Below are 18250 nucleotides of genomic sequence, written 5' to 3'. Positions count from 1 at the left end.
GTCTTCTGTTATGCTAAGAATACCACAAGGATTATAGGTCAAGCAAATATTATGCAAATACCGGCTCACCGCCTACCATTACGCGATTATCAGCAAGAAATTGTAACGGCTCTCGACTCTCCTGATCTTCGCCAGGCGGTGCTAGTCGTGGCCCGACGCGGTGCCAAAACCTATACTGTTTTCGTCGAGCATATTATTCCAGCTATGGTCAAAGAGACGATGAACGTCGTTATCGTTTACCCTACTGCCAAGCAGGGCTTCAAAAACTTCTGGACCAACATCGAAAATGACGGCTTCAAGACCCTGGATCACATACCTAAAGAGCTAGTCCAGTCCCAGTCCAATACCGAAGACGATATGCGTATTACGCTAATTAACGGATCAACGCTGTTTGTCCTGGGCGCGACTAATGCCGAAGCCCTGCGCGGTGCCAACGCTAAGATTTACTTCTTCGATGAGTTCGTGGACTTGCCAAGCGGTGTCCTGGGTGTAGTCCGGCCAATCACCAACCGCAATGGCGGTAAAATTATCATTGCCAGCACCCCTAAGCAAGACGGTATCTCTGGCGGCACGTTCAAGAAGCTCCATGAAGCTGCCAAGACCAGACGCAAGCAGTACACCTGTTTTATCCCTGGCGACAGGTTTATGACCCCTGAAGAAATGGAAGAGCTGCGCCAGGACTATATTGATGAATACGGCAACGACTTCCTTTATAGGCAGGAGATCCTGCTTGACTGGGGCCAGTCTTCGACCGCCAGCTACTACGGTGAAATTATGGGCAAAAAAGACAAGGACGGCACTATCGGCCTTCACCCCTATAACCCGGCCTATCCGGTGTTTACTGCCTGGGATCTGGGTAAGTCGGATAGTATGGTCCTGGGCTTCTTCCAGTATTTTAAAGGCGTGCCGCGCTTAATAGATCTTATCGAGATAAACGGCTCGAATATCGAAGCGATGGCTGACGAGCTGAAGGCCAAGTCTGAAGCGTTGGGATATAACTACGGCTGGCACTTCTTGCCGCATGACGGCACCGTATCAAGCCTAAACGACGGCAAAAGCCGCATCGAGACTTTGCACAAAAAGGGTATCACAAACGTCTCCACGCTCAAGCGTGAAAGCGTCTCTATTGGTATAGGCTACGCCGAAAGCTGGCTACCAAAACTGCTAATCAATCTGCCGACTACCGGCGACTTAAGCCGCAAGCTACGCATTTATCGTAAGAAGTTTAACCCGCATACTGGCGATTACATCGGTCCAGACCATAAGAGCCAGAGCCACATAGCTGACATGATTCGCTATCTAGCTACTGCTCTACACCATTTCTTTAACGAAAAAGGAGAGTTTATACTCTCCTCTTCGGTCGCTCAAGAGACTTATGAGTCTGACTTAGCTACTGTTAGTTTTTCTTCGGTTTAGCCGTCGAAGTTTTACCATCAGTTTTTGGCGCGTTTACTTTATCGCCATCAACTTTAACGGTTGTGTCTGACCCTTCAGGCGCCTTAGAAACTTCAGGCTTAACTGGAGCTTTGGGTGCTGGCTGCTCTTCGTCGTCTTCTGGCGGTAGCAGATCTGCATCGTCTACGTCCAGGGGTATGTCTTCTGGCTCTGGCTGTGCATCGGCCGGAGTAGGCTCAGGCAAAGGGGCCGGAGTCGCGACTGCTGGTGCGGCTGGCGCTGGCTCATTTTCTGGCTCTGAGATAGCGCGCAAGTAGGCAGCTTCATACGGAGCGCTATTTGACTCTTGCTGTTCATTATAGGCAGCCACTTGGTCGCCATAGATGGCATAAAGAATCTTGGTGGTAGTTACCTTTTGACCGCCGCCTTCGCGAATAAGGTCGCGCATACGAGCGCTGTCCCTACGAAAAGCGCGAACTGCGCGGACCCACTCAGGGGCTAGACGCCAGCCATAATCTTGATCGCGCGAAGCGTTAATGCCCATGTCTGAGCTGTTGATGTAGCCTTGGATCTGGGCTTCTAGTTTTGCATAGCGCGTCTCATCACTTTCAATGTTGTAAAACGCGACGCCTTTGGGTTCTGGTATGTTTTGCATATTATTCTCCTTAATTTGGGTTAGCTAATTCTTTTGCGACTTGCTGGGCAAAGTCATTTGGATCGTTTACTGGCGAAGCTCCGCCATCACCTGAAACGTCTAGGCGATCATCTGCGCTAGGGGTAGGTGGAGCTGGGGGAGTTTCGGGAGCTGCTACCGGAGCTGCTGGGGCCGCCACTGGAGCAGTCCCCGGCTGGCCCTGAGCGTGTTCATAGGCTAGGCGATATGGATCAAGGACCAGATCGTAAAACTTCTGCATATCTGGAGCCGACAAAATAACATTTTTCTCTTCGTCGGCTTTAACCATTTCCTTATAGGCGTCCCAGACCTGTTGCTGAAGCGCGGGCCATTGCTTAAATATAGGCTCGTATTTCTGCAATACAGCGATGCCGTCTTGCTTAAACTTATTCGTGTTTTCGGCAATAACCCTAGCGTCATCTTTGATTTTTGCCACTTTTTGATCGAGCTTGTATTGCTCATTGATTAACCACTGGTGAGCTTCGTCTGTAGACATAGTGCCGCCAGATGCTTCGACCACATCGGCTGGGGTACGAAGTTCCCGGCCGCTCTCATCTACCAAGACGTTCGATAAACCTTCAGGATAGTAGGCGTTTAGAACCTCTTGGGTAGTAGCTTCAAGGACCTGGGCAGACGTGCGATCTTCATTTCGTATTTCACTGATAATAGATCTAAGCGAGTCTTCGGTTAGGGGCTTTGGCTCTTCTGGCGCCGGTGGCGTCTCTGGAGTCTCAGGCGGTTTAGGGTTTTCTTGCGGCGTCGGCGCATCACCTGGTTGGGGTGTAGCTTCTTCCCCCTCTTTTTTAGGTGGCTCGGCTGGTGGCTGCTCATTAGGTGTAGGCTCCTCTCCTGCTGGTTTTGGCGGCTCTATTGGGGCCGGTGCCGGTGGTGTAGCAGGATCCTGTGGCTGGGCAGCCGGAGCTGGTGCCGGTGTAGGTACTACTGGTGGCGTCTCTAGCGCTGGATCTGCGCCAAAGTTTTCAAAAGCCTTGTCGAACTCGTCGTGATCTGTATCAGACATTATCTATCCCCTTTGCTTTATTACTAATTTCTTGTTTAATATTCCGTAAATGCATAGCCACGCCTTTGTGAATTGCCATCTCATCGAAGGCGGCTATTTTCTGTGCTGGCGTGGCATTTTGGGGAAGTTCTAAGACGTCAAAACTATTATGCTTTGCTATTTCCGTATCACAATATTCTAGCAAGCTCAAAACAAGAGCATGATCGTCCTGCGGCGCGCTGTTGTCGCCGGCTGGGTCAGCCATCGCATGATCGCTAACGTGATAGGGTAGGTCTTCTGTCGGTTCTGCCATAACTGCTTATAGTTTTACCTTACTGCATTGGCGGTGTCAAACCGGGTTGAGGTTGAACAGGGGCGGCAGGGGGAAGGTTATTAATTGCTGTAGATAGTTCTGGCGCAGTTTCATCAAGTAACTTATCTTCGACCAGTTTCTTTTTGGCGACAGCTTCAGGGTCGTTAGGATCGGTACTCTGGCTAATAGCCACGACAGCGTCTTGCAAGTCGCCGCGCTTTTCGTTGCTCCAGTCTTCCTTGCTCATAGTCGTATCTACGGTTGCATCAATTTTTTGGATATATTCATAAAGCTCGTTCCAGTTGACCCTTAGCGCATTAGGGTTCTTAGGGTCTGGGAAGGCATCAGGGTTAAGTCGCAAAATATCTTCGCGAGTCTGGTCGCTAACATAAATAACACCTTCACCGTCCTGTTCAGACAGGTAAAGGTCCAAGCCAGCGATAACGTACTGGCGCAAAAACTCTTCCATGATGTTAGTAACTTGCTGGATAGCATCATCAATACCCTGTTTTTGAGCCTGGGCGCCGGTACCAGTTTTGGCATCACCGATGGCGCCAAGAGACTGCCCAGGGTTCATGCCCATCATGTTTTGAATCTGCTTAGTAATTTCCTGGCTAATAGTCGGATATTGCTGCGCGGTAGAGGTATCAAGGGTCAGGAGCTTAATGCTGGCATTAGAGTCCGTAGAGGTGATAACACCACCGGATTTAAGCGTGGCAGCGCCAGTAAATAGGCCCATTTTAACCATCGTAGGCTTGCTGTTGTAGAGCCAGGTAGTGGCCACATTTTGGCGTAGAGCCATCAAGAAGTTCTGGTTAGGACTTGCTAGGCGGACCCGGCTATCACCAAACGGCGACAGTTCGGCTGGATCAATAACCAGAAATAGCGTGCGAGGGTAGCCAAACTTCGAACGATTGACTACAGTACGGAGCCTTTGGTTGATCGAAGGGCTAAAAGTAACGATAGGCTGGCTTTTATCGAGGGGTTTGCGGACTATAAGATCATAGCTATCGGTGTTAAGACTGATTTTATCCTGCTCCATAGGAGTAATATAGTCAGCATAATCTGCCGCGCCGTTACTGTCCGGGCCAATAGCGATAAGAGCCTGAAGCGCTGGCAAGTTCCAAGTGCTGGTGCCTTTTCGCTTTTTGCTCTCGCGCTCATAGATAGACTGGAGCTTGGTAGGCGTCATTTTGATACGGATATCAGTGAAGGGACTTAAACTACCGTCCTGTATGCCAGCTTCAACCGCAAAGTCGTTAAAGTGAATAAGTCGCGGCGTTACACCAAACTGACCAAACATTTTAGTTGTACTGATCTCAAATACGTTAAAACCGCGTGAGAGCGCGCCGCGTCCGCCAAGGTGCAAAATATTAACCAGTCCCTTAGCAAAGGTATTCGGATTAAGAATCACGTCATCTACTAAGTGCTGGCAAGTAATAGCTTCAACGGTACTGCGAGAGCCGTTAATTGCCATCGAAACATGAGGGATTTGCTTAACGGCAGTTCGCATGATCTGCCGCACAATGCCGGCCACAGTCGTATCACCGATGTTAGGGTTTTTGTCATTGGCACCATCATATTGAGCGTTAGCAATGGTATCAAGACGCTTAAAGTCTTTGATCGCATTGTCCACGAACTCCTTACCCTTCAGCCACTCGGCTTGGTATCTGGTAACTTCGAGATCTGGAGTAATTTTTTGGTCTGCCATACTGGTTATACTATATCACCTATTACGCCAATATTAACACCTTCAAAGTTCCCCTTAACAACGTCAAATGACGTGTTAGTTAGGTTGCCAGAAACTTTAAACTTGGCTTCATTTACGACCGGATTCGGCAATTTAATACGGCAACGCTTGGTTATCTTCTGGGTATTGTTAGCCTGGCCAGACGTAGGCATTGGAGTAGACCAGCCAATTACTCGGTTGTTAAACGATCTAAATAGAAGGCGAGGGTTGCCCCAGCCAGCGAGCATATTGCGACCATGAGCGCCGTTCGTAAAGCGCTTGCTCTTACGTTTTGGCCGGCCTTTCGCGTTGATATAGGTTATCTCGATATCCACCGTACCGATAAACTCGCCTAAATAAAGCACCGCTTGGCTCACAGCCATATAGACGTTACGGCCTTCGCTAAACGCTCTTAGGCTACCTTCAATCACCACTGGATAAGGCTCAGAGGTGCCGTCGCTTTTTTCATCTTCAGCAACATAAGATTCGACCAGCTTAAAGAACTTGTTGCCCTGGCGAATATACATAAAGCTATCGCGGTTATGAGGGGAAACAGTACCGATCCAGTCGGCCGGAAGGTCCCAAATAGCCCACTTAGGCTTCTGCCGGTTGGTCAAGTCTCGGACGAAGATCTGATTATTATAATTGTAGCCGCGAGAAGGCACAGCCCAGGCCACAAGGTTATTCCACGCAGTACCGACAATTTTGTCAAAGTTAGCGTTTTTAATGGTACCGTAGCTCTTCGAGATCGCATCGCTAACAATGGAAGGAGACAAGACGTTCTGAAGCTCCTGCTCTGTTTTCAGCGAAGTAATGCCGTCGGCCGAAGGAAATTGTAGCTCGCCAAGGTATGAAATAACACCATATTTACTGTATACCGCACTAGCGCCGGCGTTTAGCTCGTCGGCGGCCCAATAAGTAACAGTCGCATTGCCGTAGCTCAGCGTCTTTTGGCTAAGGATTTGCTGCTTGGCGATGCCTTCGGTGCTAGTGAAGAGCGCCAATAGGTTCGGCACGTTCTGGTTGTTTCGGAAGCCGATAACAGAGGTAGGATAGTAGTTTGTACCCTTCAGGAGCGGCAAGCGCTGCGCGCCGTTGTTGGAGCCAAAAGAGACGCCGGTGTCGGTCAGGGCGCCAAAATAGATGTCATAAGGATTATCTGGATCGCCATACAAAACTGGAGTTTTGTCTACGATAGTACCGCCAGTAGCCTTAATACCTTTGGTAGAGTTAGAGTCAGGCGCGGTGTTATAAGAAATATCAAACGGTATCTGGCCATTATCCACGAAACTAGTGTCTCCAATAGGTATGTTTGACTTAAGCATGGCCAAGTCGCTAGCTACTGGAGTAGTCCCTTGAAGCGCTATAGCGGCATACAAATTGCGGCTTGTAGCTCCGACTGGGGGTGTATCGTTAAAAGCAATGGTTAAATATTCGGTACCGTCTTCCTTCCAGGTCGAGCGGCTTTTAGAAACTGCTTGCTGCTTGATAGGGCCAATAGCCGTTTCGCCGCCACCATTTGAGTTATAGGTAATTGCATACCAAACATTAAAGGGACCAGTACCAGTAATGCCGCTTGGCGTACAAGTCAAAACACTGACTGGGTTAGCGACAAAAGTAAACTTAACCATGTTAAATGTGGCCAGATCAATATAGCGTAGCTCCTGGCCGTTCATGCATAACAAAAGGTCATTAACTCGCAAAAAGGTAGTAATAACACCGACAGCAGTATCTATATCATTGTCGCCGCCGCAGTTGTGCCAAGCGGTATCATTTTCTTGCGCCCACTTAACCTTGCCGTCATCGGCAATAAAATAATAAAGCTGGCCATTGTAGTAAACACCCGACGCTTCGCCGTTAAACCCTACTGAATCAGGCAGCCAGCGCTTTTTGCTCAGACGTTTAGTGGCGTTGCCGGCAGAATTAACCCTAGCATTACGCCCTACATTAAGGGCATTTGGCGCTATGTTATATTCGCCGCGCTCGTCCAAACCAGCATCAAAAGAGACAAAATCACTAGAGGTGATTGCCGCGCCTTTAACTTTTACAGGATCCGTAACTGCCATTAGATGCCCCCAATGTGGCTGAAGTCTGGCATACGCATATCGTCAATTTCGTTGGACGCATTATTGGCGTTTAGCGCCTTATTCAACTCATTGGAGTATCTTTGCGTGAATGAAGGACTCAGACTGACTTTGGTAACATCGGCAAGCGTGATGTTTTTTGCAATACCTAGCACCGCTATTTGCTTGCTAAAGATAAGCCCCAGAGAGGTATCGTCGTTGCGCGTAAGTTTAGGGAAGTGCTTTACTACGTCCAATACCATAGTGGCGCCGACCTCTTCTATTTTAGGAGCGCGCGACAAAATAATTTTCTTGTCGCCTGTAAATGTGGCTCGGTCCGGGCGGTCCAGGTCGTCATCTACCTGGCGCTGGTTTGGATCCACCATCTTGAACTTAGCCACCACAGCGCCATCATGCACAAACTTCAGGTATTTATTCTCGTCAAATACAGGGGTCCGGTATTCTGCCGGCAGGGTAAATGCAAAATCAGTGGTATTTAGAACGGTACCCAAGACATAGTCGTCCACGCGCACCCGATTCCAGTAGGCTTCAGTTTCGTATTCGTCAAGCCAGAGATTAAAGCCCCTGATAAAATTGTTTTCAAACTCTTCGAGATCCGACCCCTCGTCATCGTTTTCAGAGCCGTTTACACTGAAGTAAACGTCTTGAGCTAATTCCCGAATATTATCAATGGCTGCCATATTATTATTTTACCCCGAACTGCTTATATTATGCACAATATTTGGTCGAACTTTACGGATAATCGGCACATTGCCCGACTTCTGGTCTATTGTTTCGTATTCCTGAACGCTAGGCGCAAAAGCCCCAGCCTTTAATTGGCCGAAGTCGGCGCTATAGCTGCCAGCACCGCCGCGCGATCCCCGGCCGCTTCCAGCTTGCTTGGCAGAATATTTTGGCTTATCAAGGGCGCCCCTCTTATACGAAACGCCGGCCTTGCTCATACGCTCATCAAGCTCCCAAAGTCTTTGGTACATATCAGGATCGTATTCGTCGGACTCTGGATCGCCCATTTTGCGCCACTCATCAACTCCGGTTGTCTGGTAAGCCTGGATCATGTCATAGGGGACTTGGCCGTCGCGGTAAATCTCGCCACGCTTAATAGCAGTGTCTACGTCTTTAAGCGATGATGGTTTGGTTGTTTTATCTTCCTTCATCAGATCGCGCTTAAGTTTTAGAACAGCTAGATTAGTGTCATATTCGCCGCGCTCCAGGTAAGCGGTGTCGGTACCTTCGGAGCTAACCCCCTTAACAAGACCGTTTTTAAGAGCCTTGATATCGCTCTCATCAAGGGTTTTGCCAGATTTTAGCTTGTTATAGGCTTCAAGACCCTTCTCTTCAAGCACGCCTTCCATGTTCGGATCATCAAGCAGTCCGTACTGGTCAATGCCGCGCAAAGCGTCATTAAGCTCTTTGTCAATCTGGGCCGAGCGCTCTTGACCGGCGCCCTGAGTAGCAGACGTGGCTCCGAAGGCAAGCTGGACCGGGTTAGGGTTCTTAATAACATTGCCGGCGTCATCAGTCTTATCTGGAATATTCATGGCATTATTTACGCCTGGAATACCGCTTGCGATCTGGTCAATAATATTCGACCAAAGATCCTTGGTAGTAGTGTCGTTTTTGGTGTCATCAAAAGACTTAGCTATCTGGTTAAACAGCGCACCAGCCGGAGTAACGGCGCGGACGCCACTTGCTACGAAGTTTTTGAAGTCCTGCGGAGCGCCATCACCAGACGCCATATTAAGGAAGCCTTGGATCTGGTCAGTAGGAAGTAGCTTAGCCAGGTTGCCCGGATCATACATTTCCTTCAGGCCATCGCCACCATCGCGACCAATGGCTGCGCCGGTAAGTAGCGGCAAGCCTAGCATACCGGCTCCCTGGGGAATAGGGAACCAGGCGCCGCCGATATTAATCGAGTTTTCAGATATACCCTCACGCTCCCAGCGTGCGCGCTCGTCCGGATCTTCAGGATAAGCACCAGTAATCATGCCAGCTTGACCGAGAGCAACACCTAAGCCTAGAACAGCCAAGCCAGAGCCAGTTTCCTTCATGCCGCGCTCGAACGCCTGAGCAGCCCCCAGTTTGTCGCCTTTCGCTAATTTAGCGCCCATTTCAATATAAGATGGCACACCAACAGCCAGACGCTTACCGGACTGATATAGGAAGTTCGTAGTAGCAGTAGGGAAGCCGACAGCCAGGCGCATAATTAGCTTTGAAGCACCCTGGAGCATCTTATTATCGGTTTGACGCCCTACATAATCAGTTACAGCTTTTTCGATGGTTTGTCCCTTGTCGAACAGACCGGTCAAGCCGCTAGACTTCATGGAAGCGTCCAGGTAGGTGTCAGCCATGCCGTCTGGATCGGTCAACATAGAGTGGCGCATACGCATATCAAGCTCCTTGCCAGATACGCCCTGCTCCTTCAACTGATTTTGGTAATACTTACCAAGCCGAGAATAAACTTGAGATTGTATGCTAGATTCGCCACCAGAGTTAATAGTCGTGGCCCAGTTTTTGGCCATTTCCAGAGGATTCTTGCCGCCAATTTCAGCGCGGCGCCTTGCATCGCGACCGAGCTTAACAATACCGATCTTGCGGCCTAATCGAGCGCCTTGACGACTGAAGCCACCAACATTTTCGTCAAATAGACCCTTCACGACCTTGGCCCGGAAGTTAGCACCAACGCGGTTTTCAATACCGGCCAGCTCCGTACCAAAGGTGTTGCGGAAGCCGGTAGCAGTACCAGACAGCATATTCGAGGTAACAAGATCCATCGTATTGACCGAAGACTCTTTGCGAAGATCATCAAGCACCTTATTGACGTGCGCGCCCTTTTCACCCTTAAGAACACGCTTAGCAACAGCAATTTCTGCAAACTTAGCGTCTTCATCGGCCTTGCGAGCAGCAGTAAAGGCGTCTTCCCAGGCTTTAAAGTCGGCTTCACTGCCGGTTCGCTTGAACTGTTCATTAAGCCGTTCGGCGGTGTCGCGAGCTAAGGTAAACGCTTCATTTTTAGCCTGGATTTCCGCAAAGTCGGCGTCTTTCATCTTACTAGGATCATCGAGCGCCCTAGCGATTTTACTCTCCCACCTACCAGTAAGGGTGTCGGCAGTCGAAGACTTCCGGACGACGCGTGGCCACATTGCCAAGCCCTGGGCCAGTTCAGTACGGCTTTGCGACTGCAACTTCTTAAGAATCATGCGAGTTTCGGTGTCTTCAGGGTTAGCTTTGACCAGGTTTTCAAGCGCGGCAGAGATCCGGCGCCTGTCGCCAGGGGTAAAGGACTCTTTGCTTCCTACTTCAGCAAGTAGATCATCAACTGAGCGAGCAGCCATTTCTTGCTGGCCAGCAACAGCTTCAGTCTCGCGGCTAGCAACCTCATAGACATTACCCTTCTTGCCGCGATCAAACTGACCAGTAGACGCATAGCCTTCAGGCTGGGGGCTGGACGGTGATTTAGCAGCTTCAATGCGCGTCAGGGCATCGGCTACGCCCTCATCGGCTTTAGCCTTCTGACGTGCCAGTTTTGCCTGATTTCGAGCAGCAGCAACCTGACGCTTATTAAATTGCTGTGGATTATCCAAAATAGCCTGAGTTTCTGCTGGCAGCCGAGGGGGACTTGAAACGACCGGAGCGGCGGCAATAGCTTCAGTTCTATCCTTCATTGGCGCGGCCTGGGCAGTAACCCTAACAGCCCCAGGAGCTTCAGGCATATCTGTAGGCACGACAGTTTCATCGCGAACAGGTATGCTAGTCGCTTCTTTTACTTCAATCGGACGGCCTACAGGCGCTTCTTCAGTAGTATCACCTCTAGCGATTAATGACTGAACCTCTGGATCCGCAGCGTCATCAAACATTTTCTGGATAGCTGGATCAGCCTTGCCAGCTTTCAATTGCCGTTCAGCTTCATCGCGCCACATGGCCTGAGTCATGCGCTGGCCGGCAGTATCGCCGAAGCGCACGTTATTTGAGACGCGGCGGCCATCTACAATGTCAACGCCGTTGCCTTCACCAACTTGGCGCAAAAAGCCGGCATAGGCGTCAATTGCTTCGTCTTGACTGCCAATAACGACGTTTTCATCGAGCCTGAACGGTCCTGTGGCGCGTGGCGTTACACCTTCGAGCCTAAAGTCTGGTCGAGCGCCAGCATTGAACTCATCAGCATCGGTCCGAGCTTTTTCGACCCGAATCTGATTAAGTTTTTCAAAAGTAGGGAAGTTAAAATCGCCTTCCAATTCCTTAATAAGTGGCCTACGACTAGGGCCGCGCACAACCGGTACTGGTACTGGCGGATCATCAGGGGTTCGAACTGGAATATCTTTAGTTACTTGAACCGGCTTTGGTCGCAGAGCTTGATTTGCGGCTTCAGCGCTGGCCGAAATAGCCGCATCATCTAGTTCTTCGACTACATCAGACGCACTAACACCACGACCCCTAAAAATACGCGGCACAACGCGGTCGCGGAAGCTCCTGCCGAGTGCTGGCAGAGCAATATCTGGAGCCAAGCCCAGAATTGAGTTAATAATACCAGCCTTAACAGCTTCGGTGTTGCTGGCCCCCTCAGATCGAGCATTTAAGTCGCCACTACCATAATTACCGACAGCAGCCTTGCCAATATTCCCAGCTTGGCTACGCGCGCCAGTCCTTAAGCCCTGCTCCTTTATACCTTGCGAGACAGCACTACCTCTACCCAGAGTATACAGATCAAGGGCCGTTACAGCAGTCGGCAAGACTACGTCTTTTACGCCAGTTTTAATATCGCCGGACTTCGAGCCTTTTTCATCATAAAGAGTACCAGCGTTAAACAGGCCGCCCTTATTTTTCTCGAACATCGAGTGCGCGGCGTCCTGCTGGGCATTGTAATCGTCAAGACGGTCAACGGCATTACCGACACGCTGTTTTGCCTTCGCGATCCGACCTTTATCGCCAGATTTAACCGCTTTCGTGTATTCTTCGGTAGCAGCGCTATATTCAGACGTAGCAAACTGACCGCCAACCGTAGATGGCAGTGATGCTATCTGAGTCGCAGCAGTATTAAGCATTTTAGTCGTGGTACCGACTACTGGAGTCCGGCTAATCAAGTTACCAGGATTTTTTAAGACGATTTCCTTCTTTTTTTCGCCTTCTTTGAGGTTTTTATTGCCCTCTTGACGACGCCACTTATCAGACTCAGTATTGGCATCGAACATATCGCGAAAACGATTGCCAAGCCCCTGCTTTGGCTTGGCCATTTCAGTTTTTTTAGGCGCGGCCGGTAAATCTCTGGCGTTTCGACCATCTGGAAGCTGGATATCTGCCTGACGAACCGGGCCAACTTGTAGGCCAGGCGGCTTAACTACGGTGCCTGGGGGCAGTACTGGTGCTGGCTTAGTTTCTTGAGTTTTAGTAACGACAGCAGGAGTGCTAGGCTTGCCCAACACAAAACCTTTGTTAATATCATCAAAGATATTAACCGGAGCCTTTGGCTTAATTACTCGATCCAGCGCTGAGCCGGATTGTGGACGTGATGGAGCAATAGAAGGAGTCGCGGCGCGGATCTCCTCTTCTTCTTTTTTCTTGCGTTGCTGGCGTCTTTGAACTTCACCCTTTCGATCCCAGGGCGTAAACCGATCCAGCGCCCTAGTGAAAAAAGACGCCATTTAAATTAAACTCCTGCTAGAGCTGGCTCCCGGCGGCGCCGGTCAGTCATAGTGAAGATGCCGGATCCAACTTGGCCGTCAGACGGAGCAGCGATTGCGTCAGGCTGAGTAGGGGCTGCAAATGCCGTCAATTCTGGCGCTTTTACAACAACTGGAGTGTTGTCATAATTACTAAGTGCTGTCATGCTATTTCGGGCAATACTAGGGGTCAAACTACCAGCACGACCTTTCCAAGTATCGGCTTCGGCAGTTCGGCCAGCTTCGCCATAAAAGCCGGCCATTTTACTAAATAGATCCTGCATCTGAGTCTCAGAATCACGCTGAATTGCACGCTTGTTATTTTCAAAAGTGTCATCATTAACGCGCCGCTTACGGCCCAGTTCGCCCAAAAAGCCTTCCAGGGAAGTATTAAGCGCCGTCTGGTTTTCTTTTTGAGTGTCGGCCCCAGTACGAATATCTTTGGCGGTAACTTCACCAACAATATCGCGCACGTCGCCTTCAACAGTTCCGCCTGAAGCGCCAGTACCGCGCAAAATGTTCATCAGGCCACCAAGTCCCTTAATTCCAGCACGAATTGAATCCATGAAAGTAGAGTCATAGTTTTGCTGGTTAGTGGTAGTAGATTGGTCGAAAGTTTTACGCTGACCGGCTTCCTGAGCATCAAAATCGGCCATAGTATTGCGATAACGCTGACTCTCAGTACCCATAGCTGCGGCCATCTGAGCAGGGAGCTGGTCAATCGCCAACTGCGTATTATTAACTGACACTTGGTCAAGACCTGGACGAGCAGCACCACCGCCACCAGTCGGAGCTGGAGACGCTTCAGGCGGAAGAGCCGGATCGCGAATTAGGGTTAGGGCGCCGGGAGCATACGGAGCCGGTAAACGTCCGCCAAGATTGCCATAATCTTGAACACCCTTTAAGCCTTCACTTCTTACATAAGTATTACCGTTTTGTCCAATCCAATATACGCCAGCCATAAGATTAATTCCTTGTTATCAAAGTATTAGAGTTCATATTTTTATTTTAGCATAAGTATATAAAATCAACCCCTGTTTTTAGGCAGGGGTTGTTTGGCAGAAGACAAGGTGAGTTATCACCGTTTTTATTTTACCTTATTAGGCTTCCAACTTGCAATAAACTTATTGACTTCTCGCGCGTTCCACTCTTCATTTGGATTACCGGGCAAACACAGGAAGACGAACTTATGATATGGCCGCTTGCCGGACTTCGGTACGCTAATCTCATGCTCAAGCACCTGGCCGTCATCAATTAGAGACTGAAGCGTAGCAACGTATTCGTGCCAAGGGTAATTATGATCCATGCCCGGCGTCTTAACCCAGCTATTTAGAGCGCCAACAGTAAGGTTTCGCTCCTTGCTATTGTAGTGCTGGATTGCGCGAATAATTTTATTAGCCAAGCCTTCATCGCGCCAAGGGAAAGGATCTACCAATACCTTAATTCTGTCTTTATCACGATCAATTTCAATTTCTCCGGCGGCTTCGGCTTCCCAAAGCAAAAGATTGATGTCCAAAAGTGGCAGATCAATATTTGTAACCAGATCTGAGTATTTGGTCGTTTTAAGACAGTTAAGTAGGTATGGTATGTTCATAATTTAGCGCTCCTTTGCCTATTATTACTTGTGCTAATATTACCACATGGGAATAAATACGCTAGTAAAAGACGGGAATATCGAGAAGTTAGATACTGAAGTCATCATCACGCCAATCAAGGGCGTTACTGGCGAGGTTCACTATAATCCGGGCCTAGCACGCGATCCAAGCGGCCAGATCTGGGCGTCAATCCGGTCCTGTATTCATGTGCCACACCGACCAGAGGGCTACAATCACCCGATGCATTATCAAAACTTCCTGCACGTCGGCAAGTTTGACGAAAAGACCTTTGAAATTACTGACTTAAAAGAGGTCAAGCCCGAAAAAGAGTACAAATACTTCCAGTGGGGCATCGAAGACGTCCGCCTGTTCTGGCGCGACGACGGTTTGCATGGTATTGGCGTAATTTTGCTGCCAATGAAGCATGACTACCGGTCCTGGCAAGCTGAGATCTTGATTGACTACGAAGCTGGCACCTATAAACTGCTTAAAGACTTCGGTATGCCGTTCGATCACAGCGAAAAAAACTGGTCGCCGCCAGAAAAACCGGCGCGGCTATTCGACTTCATCTACTCGCCGACTCAAATTGTGCTGGACGGCCAAATAATCGGCGAAGATAACGACTTATTCCTGCATAACGGCACGCCACTAATCGAATACGAAGACGGCTTTTTATCGCTTATGCATATAGTTACTTCGGTGCTGGCTGAGCGCACTTATGCGACGCTCGCGGCCAAGTGGGACAAAACCGGCCGACTAACACATCATAGTCAGATGTTCCACTTCAACGTCGGCTGGCGCGAAAAGCTCAAGGAGACTATCGAGTTCGCGTCCGCGCTACTCTGGGCCGAAGGCAAAGAGGGCGAAGAGCTAATTGTCGGCTTGGGCGTCAAAGACGAACTGACCGGATTTTGCCGGGTCCCAGTTAGCGCGCTTCGCTGGGAACCTTATCAAGATACAAGCTACTATAATTGGAAGTGGACCGAGCCACCTAATCGGCAAGAATTGCCGAATTAATCCAGACCTGATCCGGCATACCGCCGTATTGCTCCATCACATCAACCAGCGTCCAGCCGCAAGACTTCATATATTTTTCGACTTCCTTATTGCTGCCGGTCCACTCTTCCGTCTCGATATGCATAACCTTAATCTGTTTGAGCTTGTCGGCCAGCCCCTCAAGAACCTGTAGACTGTGGCCCTCAACATCAATTTTCATAATATCTATAGAATCAGAGCCAATAAGATGCTCAAGGCGATTAGTTTCAACGTGAATAACATGACCCTCAAGATCGTCCCCCTTCCAGCGCAAATTAAGCGAGCTGGATCCAACCGCCCCTTCGTCGCCATGATAAACCATAAACGGTGCGCGCCCGACTGCATTACTGGCAGCCACTTCAAAAATCTGGACTTCCGGGTGCCGCTCCTTGATAACTTCAACCTGGTCCGGATTCGGTTCAAGCGCCACGATTGTAGCGTCTACCCAAAACTCAGTCCCCGAATAAATGCGCTTAGCCAGCTCAACGCCGTCATCGCCATCGCGCGATCCGACTTCCCAAACAACCGGCTCCTGAGTCTCGCCAAAATAGTGAAGATAATTTTTAACCGTCGAGTCTAGCCAATGATTCATGCGGCCTTCGGATCTTCCGGCAAATATGCCATAGGGTGATAATAAACAGCGTGCGGCAAAACACCTTTTGGTACGTCAATATGATGCTCGACTGGCGGCTGAGTCTTGGTATCGAGTACAGTAACGAAGGTGTCCATCGTATTTTTGACCCACCAGAGCGTAACGGTCAGGCCGTCATTTTGGCGGCTATCCAGCTCTTTCGTTTCCAGCAAAGTTTCGGCGTCGCTCATGTCCCTACCGGTCCAACATATTCAAAACTGTGCTTAATAGTATGGCCAAAATCAAACACGCAACCGCGAGCAATGCACGTCTGTATTTTGGCCACAATTTCATTCCTCGCCGAGACTAATATTTGCCGGCACAACAGGCGCCCCTTCAGGACTGGTGCTGTAATAACTGATACTTGCCCGGACCGGACGACGAATCTCGCCCTGGGGCATAGCTGGCAGCTCACCCCAAGCACCACCGAGCAATTGCTTTCCTGCAAACCTTGCTGCTTCTAGTGGTAGCTTTGCCAGCTTAAGTATTTCCATAAATCGAATTGTAAACCGCTAATTTTTCAATGTCAACTTAATGTAAACCAGACAAGCAAAAAGCCCAGGAACGCAAAAACCTGGGCTTTTTATAGGAAGGTGTATGAAGCCGCGATGTGTTTGTTTTCTTTAGTGTAGCACTATTCGCGCTCGAAAGTTACAGCTTTTACTGCCCACATCTGGGCGCCCTGAGCTTCAGTAATTGCCACGCTCGCGAGCCGCGCACGCTCATCACGATTGTCGCCGCGATCATCATTTAAGATGTCGGCAATTTCCGCGTAAAGCTCTTTGAGTCGGGCCACTTTCTCGTCGCCGCTTGGATTAAATGATACGCCCATAGCCTTTTGGCCAAATGTTTGATCTGCCATAAAAATAGACCCCCTTAATTAGTGAGTCTATTTTAGCACAACCTATTTCGCTTTGACTGCGGTCCGAAGACCGGGAGTAGTCATGATCGCCGATTCCTGCCGCACGTTAATATTCCGGGCAATAGCACGAAGCTGTTTGCGGTTAGCATGAGCAAGATTCTGATTCGTAAATGGAGTGGCCATAAAATCCTATTCGTTTAATTAATTGACAGTCTGACGTGCTATCGCGCGTCAGTGGTTATTTGTCAGCCGGTTTGCCGGGCTTATCGGCAGCGTCCGGGGTAGACTTGTTAGCTTCCAGCGAGTCCTTCTGAGACAAGTCAGCAGTCGCATTATGCTTGGCAGCTTCCCGATTCGCACCAGTAGGCGGCACTAAGTCAGCCTTAGTCCCTTGGTCGTCAGCCTGGCTAGTGTCCACAGTGTCCAACTTAGCCTGGTCGTTGACCGTCTGGCTCATCTGCTCATCACGTTCGCGCGACTCAGCGTCAGCCTTTTCCTGGTCCTTAGCAACCTGGCTAGGCGAACGCTCCGCCTTCAGCTCAGACTCGTCAGACCGGTAATGCGTAGCAGACTCCGTATTCTGGTCATTATAAAGCCGCTCGCCACCAGCCAGTGGATCTTTGCCCTGATGCTGTGGCCGAGCCTTAACGTCTTCCTGATTAGTTTTCTTGTCATCGTTCTTTGAATTAGCCATAAAAAATCCTTGTTTAACTACAGTCGAATTATAGCAGACCCGGCAGGGTTCGCGGTGTTATTTTTTAGGCGTTTGCGTAAGAAATAGTTTTATGGTCTAATAAGTTTCTGTAATTTTTTATAGAAAATCTGGGAAGTGATGTATACGCTCCTAACGCTCCGCAAATGTACCACCCCCGCCCCTCTATGCGTTGTCCATATGACCACACCTGGCGCACCAGTCGTTGACCGCCACGCACAAGCAATTGTATTTGACATGATACATATTATGTTATATGCGTACCTACCATGTCGCACATTGTTCATTGAGCGACACGCCATAACAGGGGTAGACTATCATCTATCATATGCAACCATTGACGCATATGATGAAACATTGTAAAGAATTGTTACATTGTTACAGGAACAATGAGTCATACTGAGATATTTTTTCTATGGGCATATTCTTTTTTTTTTTTCAGTGTAAACAGGTGATGCTGTAACAGCAGTTTTCCCTGTTCGCCGGGCGTGTTGACCGGACCTAGTTGCATCTGTTAGAAACTCATGTTCTACCTATTTATAAAATGTTACAGCTACATTGCAAGTT

The 18250-nt window shown here is 49.2% G+C and carries 17 protein-coding genes; 2 read left to right on the top strand and 15 right to left on the bottom strand.

Annotated features, from left to right (window positions below):
- The first annotated feature begins 51 nt into the window (after nucleotides 1–51).
- Nucleotides 52–1416, top strand: a complete 1365-nt coding sequence (locus VD907_06985) for a phage terminase large subunit family protein (protein HYG84589.1) — start codon at nucleotides 52–54, stop codon at nucleotides 1414–1416.
- Here VD907_06985 and VD907_06980 read toward each other — a convergent pair.
- The 9 genes from VD907_06980 to VD907_06940 form a co-directional block, all read right to left on the bottom strand.
- On the bottom strand, nucleotides 1397–2050 hold the full coding sequence (locus VD907_06980; protein HYG84588.1) for a hypothetical protein: 654 nt from the start codon (nucleotides 2048–2050) through the stop codon (nucleotides 1397–1399). The genes VD907_06985 and VD907_06980 overlap by 20 nt on opposite strands.
- A 10-nt stretch (nucleotides 2051–2060) precedes the next feature.
- The gene (locus VD907_06975) at nucleotides 2061–3089 is read right to left on the bottom strand and encodes a hypothetical protein (protein HYG84587.1); all 1029 of its coding nucleotides are present in this window, start codon (nucleotides 3087–3089) and stop codon (nucleotides 2061–2063) included.
- Entirely contained in the window at nucleotides 3082–3381 is a 300-nt protein-coding gene (locus VD907_06970) for a hypothetical protein (GenBank protein ID HYG84586.1), read from the bottom strand. The genes VD907_06975 and VD907_06970 overlap by 8 nt, the downstream gene beginning before the upstream one ends.
- Nucleotides 3382–3400: 19 nt before the next feature.
- Nucleotides 3401–5092: a hypothetical protein gene (locus tag VD907_06965; protein ID HYG84585.1), complete on the bottom strand. Its 1692-nt coding sequence runs from the start codon at nucleotides 5090–5092 to the stop codon at nucleotides 3401–3403.
- A gap of 5 nt (nucleotides 5093–5097) precedes the next feature.
- On the bottom strand, nucleotides 5098–7176 hold the full coding sequence (locus tag VD907_06960) for a hypothetical protein (GenBank protein HYG84584.1): 2079 nt from the start codon (nucleotides 7174–7176) through the stop codon (nucleotides 5098–5100).
- A complete protein-coding gene (locus VD907_06955; protein HYG84583.1) occupies nucleotides 7176–7874 on the bottom strand; it encodes a hypothetical protein in 699 nt (232 codons plus the stop codon). The genes VD907_06960 and VD907_06955 overlap by 1 nt, the downstream gene beginning before the upstream one ends.
- Nucleotides 7875–7883: 9 nt before the next feature.
- Complete coding sequence (locus VD907_06950; protein HYG84582.1) at nucleotides 7884–12830, bottom strand: hypothetical protein; 4947 nt, start codon at nucleotides 12828–12830, stop codon at nucleotides 7884–7886.
- A 5-nt stretch (nucleotides 12831–12835) separates the two neighbouring features.
- Nucleotides 12836–13810 carry a hypothetical protein gene (locus VD907_06945; protein HYG84581.1) on the bottom strand — a complete coding sequence of 325 codons (975 nt, stop codon included), beginning with the start codon at nucleotides 13808–13810 and terminating at the stop codon, nucleotides 12836–12838.
- Nucleotides 13811–13935: 125 nt separating this feature from the next.
- Entirely contained in the window at nucleotides 13936–14442 is a 507-nt protein-coding gene (locus tag VD907_06940; protein ID HYG84580.1) for a hypothetical protein, read from the bottom strand.
- A 46-nt stretch (nucleotides 14443–14488) separates the two neighbouring features.
- Here VD907_06940 and VD907_06935 point away from each other — a divergent pair, with 46 nt between their 5' ends.
- Nucleotides 14489–15460: a hypothetical protein gene (locus VD907_06935; protein HYG84579.1), complete on the top strand. Its 972-nt coding sequence runs from the start codon at nucleotides 14489–14491 to the stop codon at nucleotides 15458–15460.
- Here VD907_06935 and VD907_06930 read toward each other — a convergent pair.
- The 6 genes from VD907_06930 to VD907_06905 form a co-directional block, all read right to left on the bottom strand.
- Nucleotides 15435–16070: an FkbM family methyltransferase gene (locus tag VD907_06930; protein ID HYG84578.1), complete on the bottom strand. Its 636-nt coding sequence runs from the start codon at nucleotides 16068–16070 to the stop codon at nucleotides 15435–15437. The genes VD907_06935 and VD907_06930 overlap by 26 nt on opposite strands.
- Nucleotides 16067–16300 (bottom strand): hypothetical protein, encoded by a 234-nt coding sequence (locus VD907_06925; GenBank protein HYG84577.1) that lies wholly within the window; start codon nucleotides 16298–16300, stop codon nucleotides 16067–16069. The genes VD907_06930 and VD907_06925 overlap by 4 nt, the downstream gene beginning before the upstream one ends.
- Before the next feature lie 99 nt (nucleotides 16301–16399).
- On the bottom strand, nucleotides 16400–16603 hold the full coding sequence (locus VD907_06920) for a hypothetical protein (GenBank protein ID HYG84576.1): 204 nt from the start codon (nucleotides 16601–16603) through the stop codon (nucleotides 16400–16402).
- Nucleotides 16604–16743: 140 nt separating this feature from the next.
- A complete protein-coding gene (locus VD907_06915) occupies nucleotides 16744–16971 on the bottom strand; it encodes a hypothetical protein (protein HYG84575.1) in 228 nt (75 codons plus the stop codon).
- 42 nt (nucleotides 16972–17013) lie between these two features.
- Nucleotides 17014–17154, bottom strand: a complete 141-nt coding sequence (locus VD907_06910; GenBank protein ID HYG84574.1) for a hypothetical protein — start codon at nucleotides 17152–17154, stop codon at nucleotides 17014–17016.
- A gap of 55 nt (nucleotides 17155–17209) precedes the next feature.
- The gene (locus tag VD907_06905; GenBank protein ID HYG84573.1) at nucleotides 17210–17665 is read right to left on the bottom strand and encodes a hypothetical protein; all 456 of its coding nucleotides are present in this window, start codon (nucleotides 17663–17665) and stop codon (nucleotides 17210–17212) included.
- Nucleotides 17666–18250 lie beyond the last annotated feature (585 nt).

It is taken from the genome of Verrucomicrobiia bacterium (genome assembly GCA_035629335.1).
GTDB lineage: Bacteria > Patescibacteriota > Saccharimonadia > Saccharimonadales > Saccharimonadaceae > DASUUR01.
This window is presented reverse-complemented; position numbering and strand designations above follow the sequence as displayed.

Coding starts and splice junctions, on each gene's coding strand:
- VD907_06930 (HYG84578.1), bottom strand. CDS start 16,070: ATGAATCATTGGCTAGACTCGACGGTTAAAAATTATCTTCACTATTTT.
- VD907_06980 (HYG84588.1), bottom strand. CDS start 2,050: ATGCAAAACATACCAGAACCCAAAGGCGTCGCGTTTTACAACATTGAA.
- VD907_06915 (HYG84575.1), bottom strand. CDS start 16,971: ATGGCAGATCAAACATTTGGCCAAAAGGCTATGGGCGTATCATTTAAT.
- VD907_06910 (HYG84574.1), bottom strand. CDS start 17,154: ATGGCCACTCCATTTACGAATCAGAATCTTGCTCATGCTAACCGCAAA.
- VD907_06935 (HYG84579.1), top strand. CDS start 14,489: ATGGGAATAAATACGCTAGTAAAAGACGGGAATATCGAGAAGTTAGAT.
- VD907_06940 (HYG84580.1), bottom strand. CDS start 14,442: ATGAACATACCATACCTACTTAACTGTCTTAAAACGACCAAATACTCA.
- VD907_06945 (HYG84581.1), bottom strand. CDS start 13,810: ATGGCTGGCGTATATTGGATTGGACAAAACGGTAATACTTATGTAAGA.
- VD907_06955 (HYG84583.1), bottom strand. CDS start 7,874: ATGGCAGCCATTGATAATATTCGGGAATTAGCTCAAGACGTTTACTTC.
- VD907_06985 (HYG84589.1), top strand. CDS start 52: ATGCAAATACCGGCTCACCGCCTACCATTACGCGATTATCAGCAAGAA.
- VD907_06965 (HYG84585.1), bottom strand. CDS start 5,092: ATGGCAGACCAAAAAATTACTCCAGATCTCGAAGTTACCAGATACCAA.
- VD907_06950 (HYG84582.1), bottom strand. CDS start 12,830: ATGGCGTCTTTTTTCACTAGGGCGCTGGATCGGTTTACGCCCTGGGAT.
- VD907_06970 (HYG84586.1), bottom strand. CDS start 3,381: ATGGCAGAACCGACAGAAGACCTACCCTATCACGTTAGCGATCATGCG.
- VD907_06960 (HYG84584.1), bottom strand. CDS start 7,176: ATGGCAGTTACGGATCCTGTAAAAGTTAAAGGCGCGGCAATCACCTCT.
- VD907_06905 (HYG84573.1), bottom strand. CDS start 17,665: ATGGCTAATTCAAAGAACGATGACAAGAAAACTAATCAGGAAGACGTT.
- VD907_06925 (HYG84577.1), bottom strand. CDS start 16,300: ATGAGCGACGCCGAAACTTTGCTGGAAACGAAAGAGCTGGATAGCCGC.
- VD907_06920 (HYG84576.1), bottom strand. CDS start 16,603: ATGGAAATACTTAAGCTGGCAAAGCTACCACTAGAAGCAGCAAGGTTT.
- VD907_06975 (HYG84587.1), bottom strand. CDS start 3,089: ATGTCTGATACAGATCACGACGAGTTCGACAAGGCTTTTGAAAACTTT.